Raw genomic sequence first — 17,860 nt, 5'->3', positions numbered from 1 at the left:
CCCGCCCCCGCTTCGTCCCGGGCCGCGTCCTCGTGAAGTTCCGGCCAGCCCCGCAGGGCAAGGCCTCTTCCGTCAGCGCGCCCATGACGCTCCATGGCCTGACGTTCCAGCAGGCGGACGTCCTTTCCGGGGGCACGGAGCTCTGGACGCTCGCGTCCAACGAAGCGCTGACGAACAAGTCCGTGGCCGAGCAGGAGTCCCTCACCACGGCCGCCGTGGAGGAGCTCCGCCTGCGCTCCGACGTGGAATACGCGCACGTGGACCCCTACATGGACTACCTGTCCGAGCCCGTTGACCCGTACTACGGCCTGCAATGGCACTACCCCGCCATCCACCTGCCAGAGGCCTGGCAGACCGTCACCGGCAACGTGAAGATCGCCGTCCTGGACTCCGGGCGGCTCGCGCACCCGGACCTCGATGATCGCTGGGGGCAAGGCCACGACTTCGGCTACGAGCAGCCGAATGTCTCCGACCCGGACCCGACCTCCGACGGCCGATGGCACCACGGCCTGGCGGTGGCCGGAATCCTGGGCGCGAAGTGGGACAACTACGGCGTCGCGGGAGTCTGCAGGGATTGCCCTCTCATGCCCGTGAAGATCTCCTCGACCGCCGACCGCCCCATCATGAGCAACGTGACCAAGGCCATCAACTGGGCCGTCCTGAACGGGGCCAAGGTCATCAACATGAGCTTCGGAACCCTGGAGCCCACTGAAGAGCGCTGCGTCGACTTTCCGTTGTTGCAGCAAGCCGTCACCAATGCCATCCAGGCCGGAGTGGTGGTGGTCGCCGCGGCGGGCAATGACAATCGCGACCCCAGCGTGGTGATACCCGCGTCCTGTCAGGGGGTCATCACCGTGGCCGCGACCATGCCGAACGGGCACCTGGCCCCCTACAGCAACAGGGGTCCCCGAGTGACCATCACCGCGCCCGGCGGAGGCCCGGATGTCTACGGCAATGGGCTGCTCTGCGACGACCCCACTCCGATGGGGCCCTATAATGGGCTGGGTGGAAGCGTGACGGCCTGGGCCGTGTCCAAGCCCGGCCCCACGGTGTTCGGGGCGGACTTCTGCCACCGCTACATCTCCGGCACGTCCTTCGCCGCGCCCCACGTCGCGGGGGTCGCCGCGCTCATCATGACCCAGCGCCCCCACTGGACCGTCGCCCAGGTGACCCAGCGGCTCCTCCAGTCCGTGAATGCCGTCCCCGGATGCCCGGCGAACACGTGCGGCGCCGGCATGCTGGATGCCTCCAAGGCGGTCATCACGCCCCTCCTGATTCCCTCCCCCACGTGTGAGTCGATTCCCGGCACGGCGACGAACACGAGCACCTTCTCCTGCACCGTCCCCTGGCCCTTTGGAGGAGTCACGCCCTACACCCAGTCCTGGTCCAGCATCGCCAACCTCACCATCGAGAACTCCACCTCCATCTCGGTGGCGGGCACGTGCACGCCGGGCACTGACGCGACGGTGAGATTCACCGTCAGCGACAGTGAGGCAACCACCCTCTCACGAGATGTCAGCTTCCGCTGCGCCACGCCCGCCCTGGACGCGAGGATTGTGTTCCAGCGGGTCGACTCCACCATGCAGGCTGACCGCATCTACAACATCACCGTGATGATGCAGAACACGGGGACCGAACCCTGGACCGCCGCGACAGGATTCAGGCTCCAGGCCGTCGAGCCCGTCAACAACACGTCGTTCTGGGGACTGGACCGCGTCCAGTTGGAGCCCGGTGAGGTCATCAGGCGCTTCGAGACCAAGACCTTCCTGTTCGCCATCAGGACGCCGTACGAGTTGGGCACCTATCCCTTCCAGTGGCGGATGATGAAGGAGGGACATGGCCTGTTCGGTGCGCCCTCGTTCTTGACTCAAATCAACGTCACGGTGCCGTTCCGGGACTCGGCCTTCGTCCGTCAGTCCGTGCCCACCACAGTGGTGGCGGGGAGCACCTTCCACGCCACCTTCACGATGAAGAACACGGGCAGCGACACCTGGACCATGGCCACGTTCTATCGGCTGGGCTCCCAGCCGGCGACGAGCAGCGTGTGGGGACACCAGCGCATCTACCTCAACCCGACGGACTCGGCGGCTCGCGGTCAGGAGCTGACCTTCTCCACGATGCTCACCGCGCCCACCACGCCCGGTCCCTACACGATGTACTGGCGGATGGTTCAGGATGGGTTCGACACCCCGGTCTACTTCGGCGCATTCACCGAACCCATCACCATCAACGTCACGCTGCCGCCGCGGGACGCGGTCGTCGTCAGCCAGTCCGGCCCCACCACCGTGATGGCGGGCACTTCCTTCGTCTACGACGTCACGTTGCGCAACACGGGCACCCTGCCCTGGCGCGCCGACACCGGCTTCTCCCTCCGCAACCTGTTCCCTGAATGGAGCAACTCCAACGGAGCCCTGGCCCCCGGCGAAGAGGTGGCGCCCGGCGCGGAGAAGACGTTCCACGTCACCGTCAACGCGCCCACGCAGGTCCGCTCCTACGCGCTGCGGTGGCAGATGTGGCAGACCCAGTCCGGAGGTTTCGGGCAGGCCTCGCCGCTGACCTTCATCCAGGTCATTCCTCGCACCGACGCGACGTTCGTCGGGCAGACGGTCCCCGCTCGCGTGGAGCCTGGGCAGAGCTTCCCCGTCACCGTCACGATGAAGAACTCGGGCGACACGACCTGGGGTGACAGCGCCATCGTCCACCTGGCCCCGCTCCCCAATCTCCAGGGCAACAACTGGGGGCACGTGTCCGTCACCCTGGAGCCGGGGGACCGCGTCAAACCCGGCGACGAGCGGACCTTCAGCTTCACGGCCACCGCGCCCACCACGACCCAGGGCCCTCACGCCTTCCAGTGGCGGATGCGCATGCAGACCGCACCGGGGACCTTCAGTCACATGGGTGAGTCCTCGGCCCTGGTGAACATCCTCGTGGCGGACCGCTGCTACTGCCCGCCCGGTGATGTCTGCCAGGACGTCAACTGCACGCCGCCGGTGGAGATGTAGCCCCGAGCGTTCAAGCGAAGCCCGAAGAACCCCGCCGCGCGCGCCCTTTCATACAGGGACGCGCGCGGCGCGGCGCGAGAGACACTCCGCTCACGGGAGTTCTCCCGAGCCACGCGGTCGGAGCTGGGCGTCGTGAGGTGGACAGGACCACGCCCTCGGGGCGCGATGGGCGCCGTGCCTCGCACGCACCAGTCTCCTGGGCCTGTCCACGAATGGAGCAGGCCCATGCAGCGCAGGAACTTCCTTCGACTCACCGCGATGAGCAGCGGACTGCTCGTCCTCGGGCCCGGCTTCTGGCGTGCGGCCTATGCGGCCCTCTCGCGGCCCGGCCCTGGCCCCTATGGCGCCCTCTCCGGGACACCGGATGCACAGGGCCTGCGACTTCCCGCGGGCTTCACCTCTCGCATCGTCGCCCAAACGAACGAGGTCGTCCCTGGCACGGACTACACCTGGCATGGCAGCCCCGATGGTGGCACCTGCTTTCCCACCGGTGACGGGGGCTGGGTCTACACCTCCAACAGCGAATTGCCCCTGCTCGGCGGTGCCTCCGCGCTCCGCTTCGACGGCGGCGGTGGCGTGGTGGGTGCGTACCGCATCCTCGGTGGGACGATCGCCAACTGCGCGGGAGGACCAACGCCCTGGAGCACGTGGCTGTCCTGTGAGGAATGGGATGGCGGACACGTGTGGGAATGCGACCCGCTGAATCCCTCGCAGGGTCAACGTCGCGCCGCGCTGGGCACCTTCGCGCATGAAGCCGTGGCGGTGGACCCCGTGGGACGCCGGCTGTACCTGACGGAGGACCGCCCCCATGGGCGCTTCTACCGCTTCACGCCGTCCCAGTGGCCGTCGCTCGCGGCGGGCACGCTCGAGGCCGCGCGGTTGTCCGGCAACGCGCTGGAAGGAACGGCGTCCTTCAGCTGGACGAAGGTCTCCGCGTCGAGCCCCGCGTGGCTCCAGACCGCGCGGTTCTGGACCACCGCGTTCGATGGCGGCGAGGGCTGCTGGTACGACAGCGGCACCGTCTACTTCACCACCAAGGGCGACAACCGCGTCTGGGCCCACACGCCTTCCACCGGACAGGTGGAGATCCTCTACGACGACAACCTCTTCCCGGATTCACCCCTGCACGGCGTGGACAACGTCACCGTGTCTCGCTCGGGGGACCTCTACGTGGCCGAGGACGGGGATGACCTCCAGCTCTGCCTCATCACCCCTCAGCCGGAGCGCGTGGTCTCGCCCTTTCTCCAACTCGAAGGCCATGGAGGCTCGGAGCTCACCGGTCCCGCGTTCAGTCCGGATGGGCACCGGCTGTACTTCAGCTCGCAGCGCGGCACGAACGGCCAGGGCGTCACCTTCGAGGTGCGTGGGCCCTTCCGCTGAAGACACACCCGCGCGGCGCGGTCATTCCTCGCCGCGCGGGGCCGTCACGACGGGGTTCGTCAGGGCGAGTAGTAGAACGCCGAGCCCCAGAAGAAGCCCGACTTCCCACTGGGAGGCGTGCCGAGGTAGCAGTTGGCGCCGTCGAACCAGCCCGCCTCACACACGTTGTTCGGGCCGCGCGTCATGTAATAGTTGTTGGCGTGCATGAAGGGCGAGCCGTCACCCGCCGGCATCGAAGCCACGTAGCAGTTGGCGCCATCGAAGGTCGCGTCGACAGTGGTCCCGTTCCAGACGACGTCGCCCGGGCACGCGTCCCCGGCCACGAACACCACGAAGCTGGACGAGCAGACCGTCTGGCCCGCGGTGTTGGCGACATTCATGGTGACCGTCGACCAGCGGCCCGGGAGCGCCCCGGGGGCCATGATGAAGCTCATATACATCGTCGTCGAGGAGCCGATGAAGCCCTTCGTGCCATTGCTCCAGCTCACGCCGGGCACCGCGCTGAACGCCATGTTGATGAGTCCCGCGCTCCCCGAGAAGGACGCGGTGATGATGTACGTCCCGTAGGCCAGCCCCGAGACATTGATGGTGTCGGAGTACGCCGCGCCAGGGGTGACGGTGGTGTTGGTCGGCCAGCTCGTACACTGGGCGTCCGCGCGACCGGGGGTAGCTACGACGAGCGCCATGGCCACGGCGGCCCCGAACAGCCAACCGCGAGACACACCACTGCGCGAGAGCAACGCTGAGGATGCAACGGACATACGGCCTCCTGGTGAAGTGAGACCCGCACTCTGCTGTGATTGAGCCGCCAAAGACAAGCCTGAATACAAATCATTCACGATGAGCCATCCAGACCCTGTGACATGCCATGCTACAAGTCTGGCGTCGGCGTCGGGAATGAGCAACAAAGACACTGTCTCTGTAGCACCCGACGCTACAACCAAGACATGTCCGTCAGACGGCGTGCGTCCCAGGCTCTCGAGAAGGTGTCGACGACACGGAGCTGACACACGCAAGCCCCGGCCGCCGCGAGAGACCGTCCTTCTGACTTCCCGGGAGGAGGTAGGGCCGGGCCTTCACGTACGGGCGGCCCCCGCGACGCTCGGACGCCCGCTCGGCGGGTGCCCACCATTCCCGAGCCGACGGCGGCCTGGATCGTCTACTCTGCCCCTTCCTCGGAAAGGTCGGTGCTTGTCGCATGGGTGGTGGTCGTGAGCTCTCGCCAGTTCTCCTCGTGGGCGCCGGAACCGGCGAAGCCACGTGCGGCATCCTCTACCTGGCAAGCTACCTGCGACGCGGCGGCATCGAGGCCTTCGTGCGGCTGTACGACGGCGATGAGACGGACGCGGAGGTGGTGGCCTCGTTCGAGCGCCTCGTCGCCCGGGTCCGCCCACGACTGGTGGGCATCAGCCTCAAGTGGTTCCACCACGTGGACCGCGCGCTGCTCATCGCCCGGACGCTCCGGAAGATCGACCCCGGGATTCGCATCGTCGTGGGCGGCAACTCCGCGTCGTACTGGTGGAGGGAGCTGCACGCGTTCGACTTCATCGACCATGTCGTCCTGGGCGATGGCGAGGTGCCGCTGCTGGCCATCTGCCAGGGCGACCCCTCCCCGCCCAACTGCGTGACGCGCTCCCCCTCGGGAACGTCTCGCAGGCTGCCCCTGTCGTACATCCAGGGGGCCACCAACACCGAGGACATCTACTACTCGCACTTCAACGAGCTCTTCCTGAGCCAGCTGGACCGCAACTCGTTCTCCGGTTGGGTCGCGCCGGGCAAGGGCTGCGGAGAGAACTGCCTCTACTGCGGCGGGGCCCGAGGCAACCAGAAGGCGGCCTTCGGGCGCGCGAAGCCGTTCCTGCGCTCCGAGCAGAGCGTGCGTCGGGACCACCAGGAGATCGCCCCCCAGACGTGGCAGATGCGCTACGACTTCGCGGGCAGCACCGCGGAGTTCCTGGGGAGCACCTGGGCGGGCGTGGACCTCTCCAAGCACTGCTGCACGTACTTCCTGTGGGGCGTGCCTCGCCTGGAGCTCGTCGCCGAGCTGGCCCGGACCTTCAAGCGCGTCTACATGGTCATCGACATCGGCTGCTTCTCCGAACAACAGCGCCTGGAGCAGATGGGCAAGGGCCTGCTCAAGCCGTGCGCGAAGGACCGGGAGCTGCTCGACGTCATCGACGCCTGTCACCGCCATCCGAACCTGGACATGGAGATCTCCGGCATCGGAGGCCTGCCCTTCACCAGCAAGGCCGCGCTGGCGGAGGAGCTGCGACTGGTGGAGCGCGTCATCAGCCTCGACTGCGTGGTGGGCTATCAACGGCTCGAGGCGCAGCCCGGCGCCCTGGTCACCGAACATCCCGCGCGCTTCGACATGGTGACCGAAGCGAAGACGTTCACGGAGTTCCTCGACTACTTCGAGCAGCGCGAGCCCGGCGACGTGTCGGTGCCGATGATTCGCTTCCGGGACGCGGAGCTGGAGGCCGCCGTGCAGCGCAACTCCGACCAGGTGGACGCGCTCGCCTGGAAGCACCGCGACACGCGGCGCAGCGTCGCCGTCAATGGACGGACGCGGCTGCTGAACACCTCGCCTTCGACTCAGCGATTCACGCTGGGGGACTGGCTGGGACACCACCGTGCTCCCGCCAAGGTGGCCCAGGAGCCCGTGACGGTCCTCCGCTCGGTCGACGGCATCACCCTGACGTGCGCGCCGACGGTGAGCCCTCGCAAGTTCTCCGACCCGACACTCGTCCAGGGACAGGACGGGGCCATCCTGCTCGCCGCCCTGGCCGCCTTCGAGCAGCCCGCGACGGTCTCCAGCGCCGTGACACAACTGGGGACGAAGGCGCGGCTGGACCCGCACTCCGCGCGCGAAGTGATTGACCACCTGGTGGACGGCCGCTTCCTCCAGCCGGCGTAGCCGCGACGGGTCAACATCCGAGCCGCCCACGCCCCAGAAAGGGCGCGTCGACGCCAGGAATCTGGCGTATGGAGCCACCCATGGCGCGGAACATCGATGGAACCGAGATCAGCCGGGTGATGCGGGCCGAGATGGCCCAGCAAGTCGCGGAGCTCCAAGCCGCGGGAGTCACCCCTGGCCTCTCCGTGGTGCTGGTGGGCAACAACCCCGCGAGCCAGGCCTATGTCGCGAGCAAGACGCGCGCCTGTGAGACGCTCGGGATGAAGGGCCAGACGCTGAACCTGCCCGAGGACGTGTCCAAGGAAGAGCTGTTCGCGGTCATCGACCGGCTGAACTCGGACGCGACGGTCCACGGCATCCTCGTCCAGCTCCCCCTCCCCGCGCACCTCCCCTACAAGGCCGTCCTGGAGCACATCCACCCGGACAAGGACGTGGATGGCTTCCATCCCCAGAACGCCGGACTGGCGTTCGTGGGCGACCCGCGCGCCTTCATCCCCTGCACCCCCGCGGGCATCCTGGAGATGCTGCGTCGCGAGAACATCCCGACCCGGGGCAAGCACGTGGTCATCGTGGGACGCAGCCTCATCGTCAGCAAGCCGCTGGCCTCGCTCCTGATGGCCCCCGGCCCGGACGCCACCGTCACCATCACCCACCGGCACACCCCCGACCTCGCCGCGTTCACCCGGCAGGCCGACATCCTCATCGTCGCGGTGGGCAAGCAGAACCTCATCACCGCGGACATGGTGAAGCCCGGCGTGGTGGTCATCGACGTGGGGCAGAACCGCGTCCCCGATGCCAGCTCGGCGCGAGGCTTCAAGATGGTCGGCGACGTGGACTTCGACGCCGTCAGCCAGGTCGCCGAGGCCATCACCCCCGTGCCGGGGGGCGTCGGCCCGATGACCATCACCATGCTGCTCGCGAACACCCTCCAGGCCGCGCGGGCCCGCGTGACGCGAAGCCAGCCGTCGTAGGGCGGGAGTCCGCGACCGGGAGCCAGCAGGAGACACGGGGGCGCGCCACGTCCTCGGAGGCCACGGAAGAAACCCGGTCTCCGGGTGAATATCCGCCCGCGCATTTCGTCGGGAAGCGCACAAAAGCTCGCTCCCTGGCACGCCGGGCCGGCCTGTGCCTCCTCGTGAAACTCCCCCATGAAGAACCCTGTCCTCGCCGCTGTCGGGCTGTGCCTCTGGCTTGTCACTCCTGGCACCGTCCTCGCCGCACCCCGCGCCTTCGACTTCTCCTCCCGTGGACGCTCCACCCGAGTGACGGAGTCCCGGCCCTTCTTCGGGCAGCGCCTCATGGCGGAGGGCAACCGCCTGCGCGCCCTCTCCGTCGATGGACACACATCGAGCAGCGATGTGATTCCCACGCATGTCTGGCTGGTGCCCTTGATTCTCACCGGCGCGGGGCTCGCCGCCGGCATCGCGGTCTGCGCCGCACACGACGCGGGCGGTGAGGGCTGTGGGACCAGCTTGCTGACGGGCATCATGTTGGGGCTGTCACTCGGAGCGGGCTATCTCAGACTCGTCACCGGGTCCGACTGGGACTGGGAGGACGACGAAGCCGCCGCCACCCGCACCCGGCTCAGCCTCCCCATGAAGCTCACGCCTTCGCTGGGCGTCGTCAATGACCGGGCGGTGCTCGGACTCGGGGGACATTTCTGACGCGCTCGCGCGGTGCCTTCTCCCGAGCGTCCAATCAAAGACACTCATTCCAGGCGCACGGGACTTCTCCCGACATGTGAACGCAAACAGTCCGCCAGCGGATGAACTGCCCCTGGGGAATCCGTCTCCAGGGCACCTCTCCCGTCGCAATGCCACCATTCCCACGCCACATGCGCCCGGGACGGGCAGAGGAGACAATCCCATGCAATCGCACACGTTCGGCCGGAATCCCCGTCGTTTCATCCGCTCAGGTCTGCTGGGCCTGGGCTCCTTCCTGGTGCTCGGGCTCGCGGCGGCGACGGTGCTGCTGACCCCCTCCGAGGCCTCGGCCGAGGACACCGCCGCGTGTCCCTGGTCGGGTGTCCTCTGCCTGTTCGACGGGCCTGACTTCACCGGCGCCGTCTGGAATGTCATGGCCTGGCCGCCGGGTGGTGCGGGGACGTGCGTGGGCCTGCCCGAGCACGGCTGGGAGGACCGGGCCGTCTCCGCCATCAACACGAACGACGAGGCCGCGGCGCTGTTCCCCCACGAGAACTGCGAGGGTTATCCCCAGATGATTGAACCGGGCGCGCAGGTCAGCCCGCTCGACTTCGCGCCCAAGAGCGTCTGGGTCTACTGAGTCACCCGGCGCGCCGCGAGCCACGCCCTCGGCTCGCGGCGCACCCGCACTGCGTGGGCTCCAGCGTTCCAGTGCCAGTCCTCCCGCGCCAGGTCTCGAAATCGAGCCGGCCGGCCCACACCACACGCCAGGATGCGAGGGGCGCGCACGGAGACTTCCGTCACGTCGCGCCCCCGTCCGAACCTCCGAATAGACAGACACCCCGCGAGGCGCCGTCCTTCGCCGCGAGTCACCGCGGAGGTGCATTGGCCCCAGCCCGGCTCTAGGCTCGGTCCCACGTGACTCCTCTTCGCACCCGAAGGACAGCCTCCCGGATGACGCAACACGTCGAAAGGCATGCAGGACTTCGCAGGCCTCTTGTTGTTGACACTCCGCCAACAAGTTCCCATCATCACCGTCACAGGAGCAATGAGGCCCCAGCCATGAGCTACCAACACATCCGGTTCTCGGTCGCGGATCGGATCGCCACCCTCGAGCTGAACCGACCCGAAGCGCGCAATGGCTTCACGGTGACCATGGCGGACGAGCTGGCGGACGCGCTGTCCCAGGCGAACGCCAATGAGGCCGTGCGCGTCGTCGTCCTCACGGGGGCCGGCAAGGACTTCTGTGTGGGGGCGGACCTGAGCGGGCTGTCGTTCGAGGTCGCCAACAGCGCCCCTCCGGAGAACGGCTGGGTGGAGCCGGCGACGCGCGTGACGCGCCAGTTGTTCGCGCTGCGAAAGCCGGTCATCGCCGCCGTGCGGGGCGCCGCGGTGGGCGTGGGCTCCACCATGTTGCTGCCGGCGGACTTCCGCCTCGCCTCCAAGGACAGCCGCTTCGGCTTCGTGTTCAGCCGGCGGGGCATCTATCCGGAGGCGGGCTCCAGCTGGTTCCTGCCCCGGCTGGTGGGCATGGGCCGCGCGCTCGACTGGATGGTGAGCGGCCGGCTCATCCCCGCCGAGGAGGCGCTGAGCGCGGGGCTGGTGCGCTCGCTCCATGAGCCCGACGCGGTGCTGGACGCCGCGTACACGCTGGCGCGCGAGCTGGTGGAGACCACCGCGCCCGTGTCCGTGGCCGTCATCCGTCAATCCCTCTACCGGATGAGCGCCCTGCCCTCCCCCGAGCAGGCCTTCGCGCTGGACAGCCAGCTCATCGCGACGCTGGGCCAGAGCCCGGATGCCATGGAGGGCGTCATGGCCTTCCTCCAGAAGCGGCCGCCGTCCTTCGCCCGCACCGTGGAGGAGGACCTGCCCACGTTCCTTCCGTGGCGGGAGCGTGAGTCATGAGTCCCGCGCCCGCGCCTCGCTGGAAGCGACTGGAACCGGACGCGCGCAGGGAGCAGATCCTCGAGTGCGCGATGCGCCTGTTCGGCGAGCGGCCCTACGCGGACGTCTCCACCACGGACATCGCCAAGGAAGCCGGCGTCGCCCGGGGGCTGCTCAACCACTACTTCGGGCAGAAGCGGGACCTCTACCTGAAGGTCGTGAAGAGGATGCTGCTCATGCCCGGCCTCGAAGAGAAAGTCAGCCCGACGGGAACCCTGCGCCAACGCGTGGAGCGCAGCGTCGAGTGGTACCTGGACACGGTGGCGACGCACGGAAAGACGTACGTCGCCGTCACCGGCGCCGGCAGCATCGCGGACCCGGAGGTCGAACGCATCATCTCCGCGGCGGACGACGTGGCCGCGGCGAAGACGCTCGAGTTCCTCGGCATGAAGGTGGAGGTCGGCAGCGACGTCCGGCATCGCGCGATGATGCGCTCCTACGCAGGCATGGTGAAGGCCACCATCCGCGAGTGGATTCGCGGTGGCACCCTCTCCCGCGAGGAGGCGCACCTGCTCCTGAGCGAGTCGCTCATCACCATCGTCCGCGACGTCCTCCCCGAACTCACCTCACCCCCAGGTCGCGCCGAGCGGGGTGACGCTCCCGCCGTCAAGCCGGGAGCCCCGCGCGAAAAGGACGAAGGATGACCCAGAAACCACTCGCGGGACGCACGCTGCTGATGTCCGGAGGAAGCCGTGGAATCGGGCTGGCCATCGGCATCGCCGCGGGCCGGCTGGGCGCCAATGTCGTGCTCCTGGCGAAGACCGACACGCCGGACCCCCGGCTGCCGGGCACCGTGCACACGGCCGCGGACGAAATCCGCGCCGCGGGTGGCCATGCGCTCGCCGTGGTGGGCGACGTGCGCGAAGAGGCCGACGTGCAGCGCGCCGTGGACGAAGCCGTGGCGCGCTTCGGTGGCATCGACTTCTGCGTGAACAACGCGAGCGCGCTCGCGCCGCTGAAGACAGACGAACTGCCGCTCAAGCGCTTCGACCTGATGCAACAGATTCAGGTCCGGGGCACGTTCCTCCTGACGCGCACCGCGCTGCCGCACCTGCACCGCTCCCCTCACCCGCACATCCTCTCGCTGTCGCCCCCCGTCAACCTGGCGCCGCACTGGCTGGGCAAGCACCCGGCGTACACCATGGCCAAGTACGGCATGACGCTGCTCACGCTCGGGTGGGCGGCGGAGTTCGCCGAGGCCGGCATCGCCGCCAACGCGCTCTGGCCCCGGACGCTCATCGCCACCGCCGCCGTGAAGAACCTGCTCGGGGGCGACTCGTCCATGCAGCGGGCCCGCGCGCCGGAAATCATGGCGGACGCGGCCGTGGCCATCCTCCAGCGCCGGCCCCGTGACTGCACCGGGCACACGTTCATCGATGAGGACGTCCTGCGCGCCGAAGGCATCACCGACTTCAGCCGCTACGGCGGCGGCCCCGACGTGATGTTGGACCTGTACGTCGACCCTTGAAGTGGAAGTCCGCTGAGAGTCGTTGGCCATCGCAGTGCTGGAGGTGCCCATGGGTACGTCGCTCGCAGACCTGGAGGCGCAGTGCCAATCCCTGGCGAACAAGCTCACCCTGCCGCTGTTGCTCAAGCGCAACGCGGAGGAGTTCGCGGACGCCCCCGCCCTCAGCGCCGGTGACTCCACGCACACGTGGGTCCAGTTGCGTGCGCGCACCGCCGCGCTGTCTCGCGGGCTGGGCGCGCTCGGCCTCCAGCGCGGCGAGCGGATGATGATCATGATGTCGAGCCGGCCCGAGCACTGGCTCATCGACTATGCCGCCGTCCACCTGGGCGCCATCCCCTGTACCGCGTACCAGACGCTGAGCAGCGAGCAGGTAGGCTACGTCGCCCAACACAGCGCGGCCACCGTCGTGGTGCTGGAGGGCGCGGAGGAGGTCGCCCGCTGGCGGCCCATCCTCAAGTCGCTCTTCGCGCTCAAGCGCGTCATCGTCATCGACGCGGCGGCGGTGCCCGCGGGCGACGCCCGCTACGTCTCCTTCGCGCAGTTGGAGGCCGACGGAGGACGGCTGCATCAGGAGGACCCCAGGGTCTTCGAGGAGAGCTGGCAGAGCATCCGCCCCGAGGACCCCATCGCGATGATGTACACCTCCGGCACCACCGGAGACCCCAAGGGCGTGGTGCTCAGCCACCGCAACGCCTTCTATGAAGCCGTCGCCGTGGACGTCGTGGTGCCCACGCCGATGCAGGTGCCGTCCATCGCCTACCTGCCGCTGGCGCACATCGCCGAGCGCGAGCTGGGCCTGTACCGCCTGCTCTACAAGGCGATGCACGTACACATCTGCGCGGACCCCGCGGGCGTGGTGCCGCTGATGGCCAAGGTGCGGCCCCCCGCGTTCTTCGGCGTGCCACGCGTCTGGGAGAAGCTCGCCGGCGGCCTCAAGGCGAAGCTGTCCACGCTGGAGGCGCCCCGACGCGACGCCATCCTCGCCGCGCACGCGACGGCGCTGGAGGCCTTCCGGCTGGAGGGCTCCGGAAAGAGCGTGCCGCCGGAGCTGGCGCAGAAGGTCGCCCTGATGGAAGAGAAGGTCCTCAAGCCCCTGCGCGCGACGCTGGGCCTGGACGCGCTGACGTGGGCGAGCAGCGGCTCGGCGCCCATCCCCGTGGAGGTGCTCGAGTACCTGGGCGGCTTCGGCATCAAGGTGCTGGAGGTCTGGGGCATGAGCGAGACGACGGGCTGCGCCACCATCAACACGCCCTCGGAGTTCCGCGTGGGCGCGGTGGGCCGCCCCATCCCCGGGCTTCAAGTCCGGCTGGCGGCGGACGGGGAAATCTTCGTGCGAGGGCCCGTGCTGTTCCTGGGATACCTGAGCGCGGACGGGCGGATTGAGAGCCCGGCGGACTCGGACGGCTGGCTCGCCACGGGCGACATCGGCACCGTCGATGACGAGGGCTACCTCACCATCACCGACCGCAAGAAGGAGCTCATCATCACCTCGAGCGGGAAGAACATCGCCCCGTCCCGCATCGAGGGAATGCTGCGCGCCCACCCGCTCGTCGGTCAGGCCATCGCCATTGGCGACGGCTGGCCGTTTGTGACGGCGCTCATCTGCCTGGACGCGGACGTCGCGCCCACGTGGGCCAAGGCGCGGGGCCTGCCGCCCCAGTCGCTCCTGGAGCTCACCCGCGAGCCGGCGGTCCGCTCCGAACTGGAAGCGCTCGTGGCCTCCATCAATGGCCGGCTCTCCCGCGCCGAACAGGTCAAGCGCTTCGAGGTCGTCACGGAGGCCTGGGGTCCCGCGACGGGCGAACTCACACCGACGCTGAAGCTCAAGCGCCGCGTGATTCTCAAGCAGTACGCGGAGCGCATCGCCACGTTCTACGAGAACGCCTGACACACCACCCGCCGCCTCCCTCACGAGTCCCCATGCATGCGAGAACTCCGGAGCAAGCGTCCTTCGCTGCTTCCATCGACGCGTTTTGTCGCGCCAAGACGGGCACCCGCGCGCAGCGCGACGCGCTGACCCAGCACGGCGTCGAGGCCCACAATCCGCGGCTGTATGCCGAGATGGCCGAACTGGGCTGGCTCGGCGTGGGCATCTCCCCGAAGTACGGCGGCTCCGACGGCGGCATGGCCGAGATGTGCCTGTTCGCCGAGCGCACCTCGTACGGACTCGCCCCCGTCGGCGGCTACATCACCACGGCCGTCGCCGCGAGCCCCTACGCGAAGTTCGGCAGCGACGCGCAGAAGGAGAAGGTGCTCACCGGCATCACCCGGGGCCGCGTGGAGGCCATCTCCATCTCCGAGCCCGACGCGGGCTCGGACGCCGCCGCCATCACCTGCCGCGCGACGCGCACGAGCGGAGGCTTCCTCATCAACGGGCAGAAGACGTGGTGCTCCAACGCGCACTTCGCCGACCACCTGCTGCTCGTCGCGCGCACGCAGTCCTCGGGCTCGCGGCACGAGGGGCTCACCATGTTCTGCGTCCCCACGGGCACGCCGGGCGTGGAGATTCGCGGCATCCCCACGCTCAACGGCAAGGAGGTCAACGACGTCTTCTTCACCGACTGCTTCCTGCCGGAGGACTCCGTCGTGGGCAGGCTGGACCAGGCCTGGCCCCAGCTCATGTCGGGCCTCAACAGCGAGCGGCTCCTGCTCGCCGCGTCCATGCTGGGCCGGGGCCGGCGCGCGTTCGACGACGCCGTCACGTACGTCAAGGAGCGCAAGCAGTTCGGCAAGCCCATCGGCTCTTTTCAAGCGCTCAAGCACCGCATCGCCGACCTGGCCACGGAGCTGGAGTGCTGCGAGCTGCTCATCTACCGCGTGGCGCAGATGGCGGACGAAGCGCCCGACCGGATGCTTCCCCGCGAGGCGTCCATGGCCAAGCTGAAGACGACGGAGACCGCCAAGCGCGTGGCGCTCGAGGGTGTTCAGATGATGGGCGGCTACGGCTACGCGACCGAGTACGACATGGAGTCGCACCTGCGCGCCACGGTCATCTCCACCGTCTTCGGCGGCACCAGCGAAATCCAGCGCGACATCATCGGCAAGACGTTCGGACTGTAAGAGCGACTCACGACGGAGCGAGACAGACAATGACGGCACGTCCTCGATGGAGCTCTGACGAGCTCGAGCAGGTGCGTGGCCTGGCGGCCACCTATTTCACCAAGGAAGTCCTCCCCAACGTCCCCAAGCACGTGGCCCAGGGCCACCCGGACAAGGCGCTCTACCGCCGGGCGGGCGAGCTGGGCCTTTTGTGCATGTCCATCCCCGAGGCGTACGGCGGCGGCGGTGGCACGTTCGCCCACGAGGCGGTGCTCACCGAGGAGCAGGTGCGCGCCGGAGACCCGACCATGGGCTTCGCCGTGCACTGCTCCATCGTCGCGCACTACGTGCTCGCGTACGCGTCCGAAGCCCAGAAACAGAAGTGGCTGCCCAGGCTCGCCAGCGGCGAGTGGGTGGGCGCCATCGCGATGACGGAGCCCGGCGCCGGTTCCGACCTGCAGGCCATCTCCACCCGCGCCGTGCGTGAGGGAGACTTCTACCGGGTGAGCGGCTCCAAGACGTTCATCTCCAACGGCCGCGTGTGTGACTTCCTCATCATCGCGGTGCGCACCAGCGACGTGAAGGGCCATGCGGGCATCTCCCTGGTGTGCGCCGAGGTCTCCGACACCACGCCCGGCTTCGGGCGGGGCCGCATCCTCGAGAAGCTCGGCGGCCATGGCCAGGACACCACGGAGCTGTTCTTCGACGACCTGCGCGTACCCGCCGTCAACCTGCTCGGAGACGAGGAGGGCAAGGGCTTCGCGCAGCTCATGTCTCAGCTTCCCCAGGAGCGGCTGAGCACCGCCATCCTCGCGCAGGCGAGCATCGACCGGGCCGTGGACCTCACCGTCGAGTACACCAAGCAGCGCCAGGTGTTCGGTAAGCCGCTTTTCGCTCTGCAGAACACGCGCTTCGAACTGGCGGAATGCGCGACGTTGCGGAGGGTTGGCCGGGCGTTCCTCGACGAGTGCATCGAGCGGCACCTGGCGGGCGAACTGGACGTGGCGTCCGCGGCCATGGCCAAGTACTGGCTCACGGACCAGGCGTGTATCGTCGCGGACCGTTGCCTTCAGCTTTTCGGAGGGTATGGGTACATGAAGGAATACCCCATCGCCCACCTGTTCGCGGATACTCGCGTCATGCGCATCTTCGCCGGCGCCAACGAGGTCATGAAAGAGCTCGTCGCCCGTTCGCTGTAGCCCACTCCCACACCAAATCCCAAGGAGGCTCCCGGTGAGCCAGGAAGCATTCATCTTCGACGCGGTCCGTACTCCTCGCGGCAAGGGCAAGAAAGGCGCGCTGCACGGCACCAAGCCGCTGTCGCTGCTCGTCGGGCTGGTGGACGCGCTCAAGAAGCGCCACCCGAACCTGGACCCCAAGCGCATCGACGACGTGGTGCTCGGCATCGTCTCGCCCGTGGGAGACCAGGGCGCGGACATCGCCCGCACGCTGGTGCTCGCGGCGGGGCTGCCGGAGACGGTGGGCGGCGTGCAGCTCAACCGCTTCTGTGCCTCCGGCCTGACGGCGGTGAACATGGCCGCGCAGCAGGTGCGCTCGGGCTGGGAGCAGCTGGTCATCGCGGGCGGCGTGGAGAGCATGTCGCGCGTGCCCATGGGCTCCGACGGCGGCGCCTGGGCCATGGACCCGGCCACCAACTACGACACGTACTTCGTGCCGCAGGGCATCTCCGCGGACCTCATCGCGACGATTGAAGGCTTCACCCGCGAGGACGTGGACCGCTACGCCGCGCAGTCGCAGGAGCGCGCCGCCAAGGCCTGGGCCGGCGGCTACTTCAAGAACTCCGTCATCCCCGTCACGGACCAGAACGGCCTCACCATCCTGGACCGCGACGAGCACATGCGGCCGGAGTCCACGGTGGCCTCGCTCGGCCAGCTCAACGCGTCCTTCGTCGGCATCGGTGAGATGGGCGGCTTCGACGCGGTGGCGCTGCAGAAGTACCACGAGGTGGAGCGCATCGAGCACGTGCACACCCCGGGCAACTCCTCCGGCATCGTGGACGGCGCGGCCCTGGTGCTCATCGGCTCGGAGAAGGTGGGCAAGGAGCTGGGCCTGACGCCGCGCGCGCGCATCGCCTCCGTGGCGACGTCCGGCGCGGACCCGACCATCATGCTCACCGGCCCCCTGCCGGCCACGCGCAAGCTGCTCGACCTGGCGGGCCTGTCCGTGAAGGACATCGACCTGTTCGAGCTCAACGAGGCCTTCGCCTCCGTGGTGCTCAAGTACCAGAAGGATTTGGGCATCCCGAGCGACAAGCTCAACGTCAACGGTGGCTCCATCGCCATGGGCCACCCGCTGGGCGCCACGGGCGCGATGATCCTCGGCACCATGGTGGACGAGCTGGAGCGCCGCAAGGCGCGCCGCGCCGTCATCACCCTGTGCGTCGGCGGTGGCATGGGCGTGGCCACCCTCATCGAGCGCGTCTGAACCCCCTTTGACTCACCTTTCG

The 17,860-nt window shown here is 68.5% G+C and carries 14 protein-coding genes; 13 read left to right on the top strand and 1 reads right to left on the bottom strand.

The window, feature by feature from the left end:
• Both HR086_RS15810 and HR086_RS15805 read left to right on the top strand, forming a co-directional pair.
• On the top strand, window positions 1–3,002 hold a 3,002-nt coding region (locus HR086_RS15810; protein ID WP_174466029.1), incomplete at its 5' end, for a S8 family serine peptidase.
• A 225-nt stretch (window positions 3,003–3,227) separates the two neighbouring features.
• On the top strand, window positions 3,228–4,382 hold the full coding sequence (locus HR086_RS15805; RefSeq protein ID WP_174466028.1) for an alkaline phosphatase PhoX: 1,155 nt from the start codon (window positions 3,228–3,230) through the stop codon (window positions 4,380–4,382).
• Between the two features lie 59 nt (window positions 4,383–4,441).
• On the opposite strand, the gene HR086_RS15800 is transcribed toward HR086_RS15805, so the two are convergent.
• Complete coding sequence (locus tag HR086_RS15800; RefSeq protein ID WP_174455646.1) at window positions 4,442–5,143, bottom strand: hypothetical protein; 702 nt, start codon at window positions 5,141–5,143, stop codon at window positions 4,442–4,444.
• Window positions 5,144–5,580: 437 nt separating this feature from the next.
• Between HR086_RS15800 and HR086_RS15795 the strand changes: the two genes are divergently transcribed.
• From HR086_RS15795 to HR086_RS15745, 11 genes are all read left to right on the top strand, one after another.
• On the top strand, window positions 5,581–7,299 hold the full coding sequence (locus HR086_RS15795) for a radical SAM protein (RefSeq protein WP_174463604.1): 1,719 nt from the start codon (window positions 5,581–5,583) through the stop codon (window positions 7,297–7,299).
• Between the two features lie 80 nt (window positions 7,300–7,379).
• Window positions 7,380–8,270: a bifunctional methylenetetrahydrofolate dehydrogenase/methenyltetrahydrofolate cyclohydrolase FolD gene (gene folD / locus HR086_RS15790; protein ID WP_141644972.1), complete on the top strand. Its 891-nt coding sequence runs from the start codon at window positions 7,380–7,382 to the stop codon at window positions 8,268–8,270.
• A gap of 177 nt (window positions 8,271–8,447) precedes the next feature.
• The gene (locus tag HR086_RS15785) at window positions 8,448–8,963 is read left to right on the top strand and encodes a hypothetical protein (protein WP_141644971.1); all 516 of its coding nucleotides are present in this window, start codon (window positions 8,448–8,450) and stop codon (window positions 8,961–8,963) included.
• Window positions 8,964–9,165: 202 nt separating this feature from the next.
• Entirely contained in the window at window positions 9,166–9,582 is a 417-nt protein-coding gene (locus HR086_RS15780; RefSeq protein WP_174466027.1) for a peptidase inhibitor family I36 protein, read from the top strand.
• Window positions 9,583–10,004: 422 nt separating this feature from the next.
• Entirely contained in the window at window positions 10,005–10,847 is an 843-nt protein-coding gene (locus HR086_RS15775) for an enoyl-CoA hydratase-related protein (RefSeq protein ID WP_174463602.1), read from the top strand.
• Window positions 10,844–11,530 carry a TetR/AcrR family transcriptional regulator gene (locus tag HR086_RS15770; protein WP_174463601.1) on the top strand — a complete coding sequence of 229 codons (687 nt, stop codon included), beginning with the start codon at window positions 10,844–10,846 and terminating at the stop codon, window positions 11,528–11,530. The genes HR086_RS15775 and HR086_RS15770 overlap by 4 nt, the downstream gene beginning before the upstream one ends.
• Window positions 11,527–12,354, top strand: a complete 828-nt coding sequence (locus HR086_RS15765) for an NAD(P)-dependent oxidoreductase (RefSeq protein WP_174463600.1) — start codon at window positions 11,527–11,529, stop codon at window positions 12,352–12,354. The genes HR086_RS15770 and HR086_RS15765 overlap by 4 nt, the downstream gene beginning before the upstream one ends.
• Window positions 12,355–12,403: 49 nt before the next feature.
• Window positions 12,404–14,242, top strand: a complete 1,839-nt coding sequence (locus tag HR086_RS15760; protein WP_174463599.1) for a long-chain fatty acid--CoA ligase — start codon at window positions 12,404–12,406, stop codon at window positions 14,240–14,242.
• A 32-nt stretch (window positions 14,243–14,274) separates the two neighbouring features.
• Complete coding sequence (locus tag HR086_RS15755; RefSeq protein WP_174463598.1) at window positions 14,275–15,414, top strand: acyl-CoA dehydrogenase family protein; 1,140 nt, start codon at window positions 14,275–14,277, stop codon at window positions 15,412–15,414.
• Between the two features lie 29 nt (window positions 15,415–15,443).
• Complete coding sequence (locus HR086_RS15750; protein WP_174455653.1) at window positions 15,444–16,592, top strand: acyl-CoA dehydrogenase family protein; 1,149 nt, start codon at window positions 15,444–15,446, stop codon at window positions 16,590–16,592.
• 34 nt (window positions 16,593–16,626) lie between these two features.
• On the top strand, window positions 16,627–17,838 hold the full coding sequence (locus tag HR086_RS15745; RefSeq protein ID WP_141644963.1) for an acetyl-CoA C-acetyltransferase: 1,212 nt from the start codon (window positions 16,627–16,629) through the stop codon (window positions 17,836–17,838).
• Window positions 17,839–17,860: the final 22 nt, after the last annotated feature.

The sequence above is a fragment of the Myxococcus sp. CA039A genome, from assembly GCF_013336645.1.
Lineage (GTDB): Bacteria > Myxococcota > Myxococcia > Myxococcales > Myxococcaceae > Myxococcus > Myxococcus llanfairpwllgwyngyllgogerychwyrndrobwllllantysiliogogogochensis.
The sequence above is the reverse complement of the archived record's forward strand: the minus strand, read 5'-3'. Positions and strand labels throughout refer to the sequence as shown.

Coding starts and splice junctions, on each gene's coding strand:
- HR086_RS15785 (WP_141644971.1), top strand. CDS start 8,448: ATGAAGAACCCTGTCCTCGCCGCTGTCGGGCTGTGCCTCTGGCTTGTC.
- HR086_RS15760 (WP_174463599.1), top strand. CDS start 12,404: ATGGGTACGTCGCTCGCAGACCTGGAGGCGCAGTGCCAATCCCTGGCG.
- HR086_RS15795 (WP_174463604.1), top strand. CDS start 5,581: ATGGGTGGTGGTCGTGAGCTCTCGCCAGTTCTCCTCGTGGGCGCCGGA.
- HR086_RS15750 (WP_174455653.1), top strand. CDS start 15,444: ATGACGGCACGTCCTCGATGGAGCTCTGACGAGCTCGAGCAGGTGCGT.
- HR086_RS15800 (WP_174455646.1), bottom strand. CDS start 5,143: ATGTCCGTTGCATCCTCAGCGTTGCTCTCGCGCAGTGGTGTGTCTCGC.
- HR086_RS15755 (WP_174463598.1), top strand. CDS start 14,275: ATGCATGCGAGAACTCCGGAGCAAGCGTCCTTCGCTGCTTCCATCGAC.
- HR086_RS15805 (WP_174466028.1), top strand. CDS start 3,228: ATGCAGCGCAGGAACTTCCTTCGACTCACCGCGATGAGCAGCGGACTG.
- HR086_RS15770 (WP_174463601.1), top strand. CDS start 10,844: ATGAGTCCCGCGCCCGCGCCTCGCTGGAAGCGACTGGAACCGGACGCG.
- HR086_RS15780 (WP_174466027.1), top strand. CDS start 9,166: ATGCAATCGCACACGTTCGGCCGGAATCCCCGTCGTTTCATCCGCTCA.
- HR086_RS15765 (WP_174463600.1), top strand. CDS start 11,527: ATGACCCAGAAACCACTCGCGGGACGCACGCTGCTGATGTCCGGAGGA.
- folD (WP_141644972.1), top strand. CDS start 7,380: ATGGCGCGGAACATCGATGGAACCGAGATCAGCCGGGTGATGCGGGCC.
- HR086_RS15775 (WP_174463602.1), top strand. CDS start 10,005: ATGAGCTACCAACACATCCGGTTCTCGGTCGCGGATCGGATCGCCACC.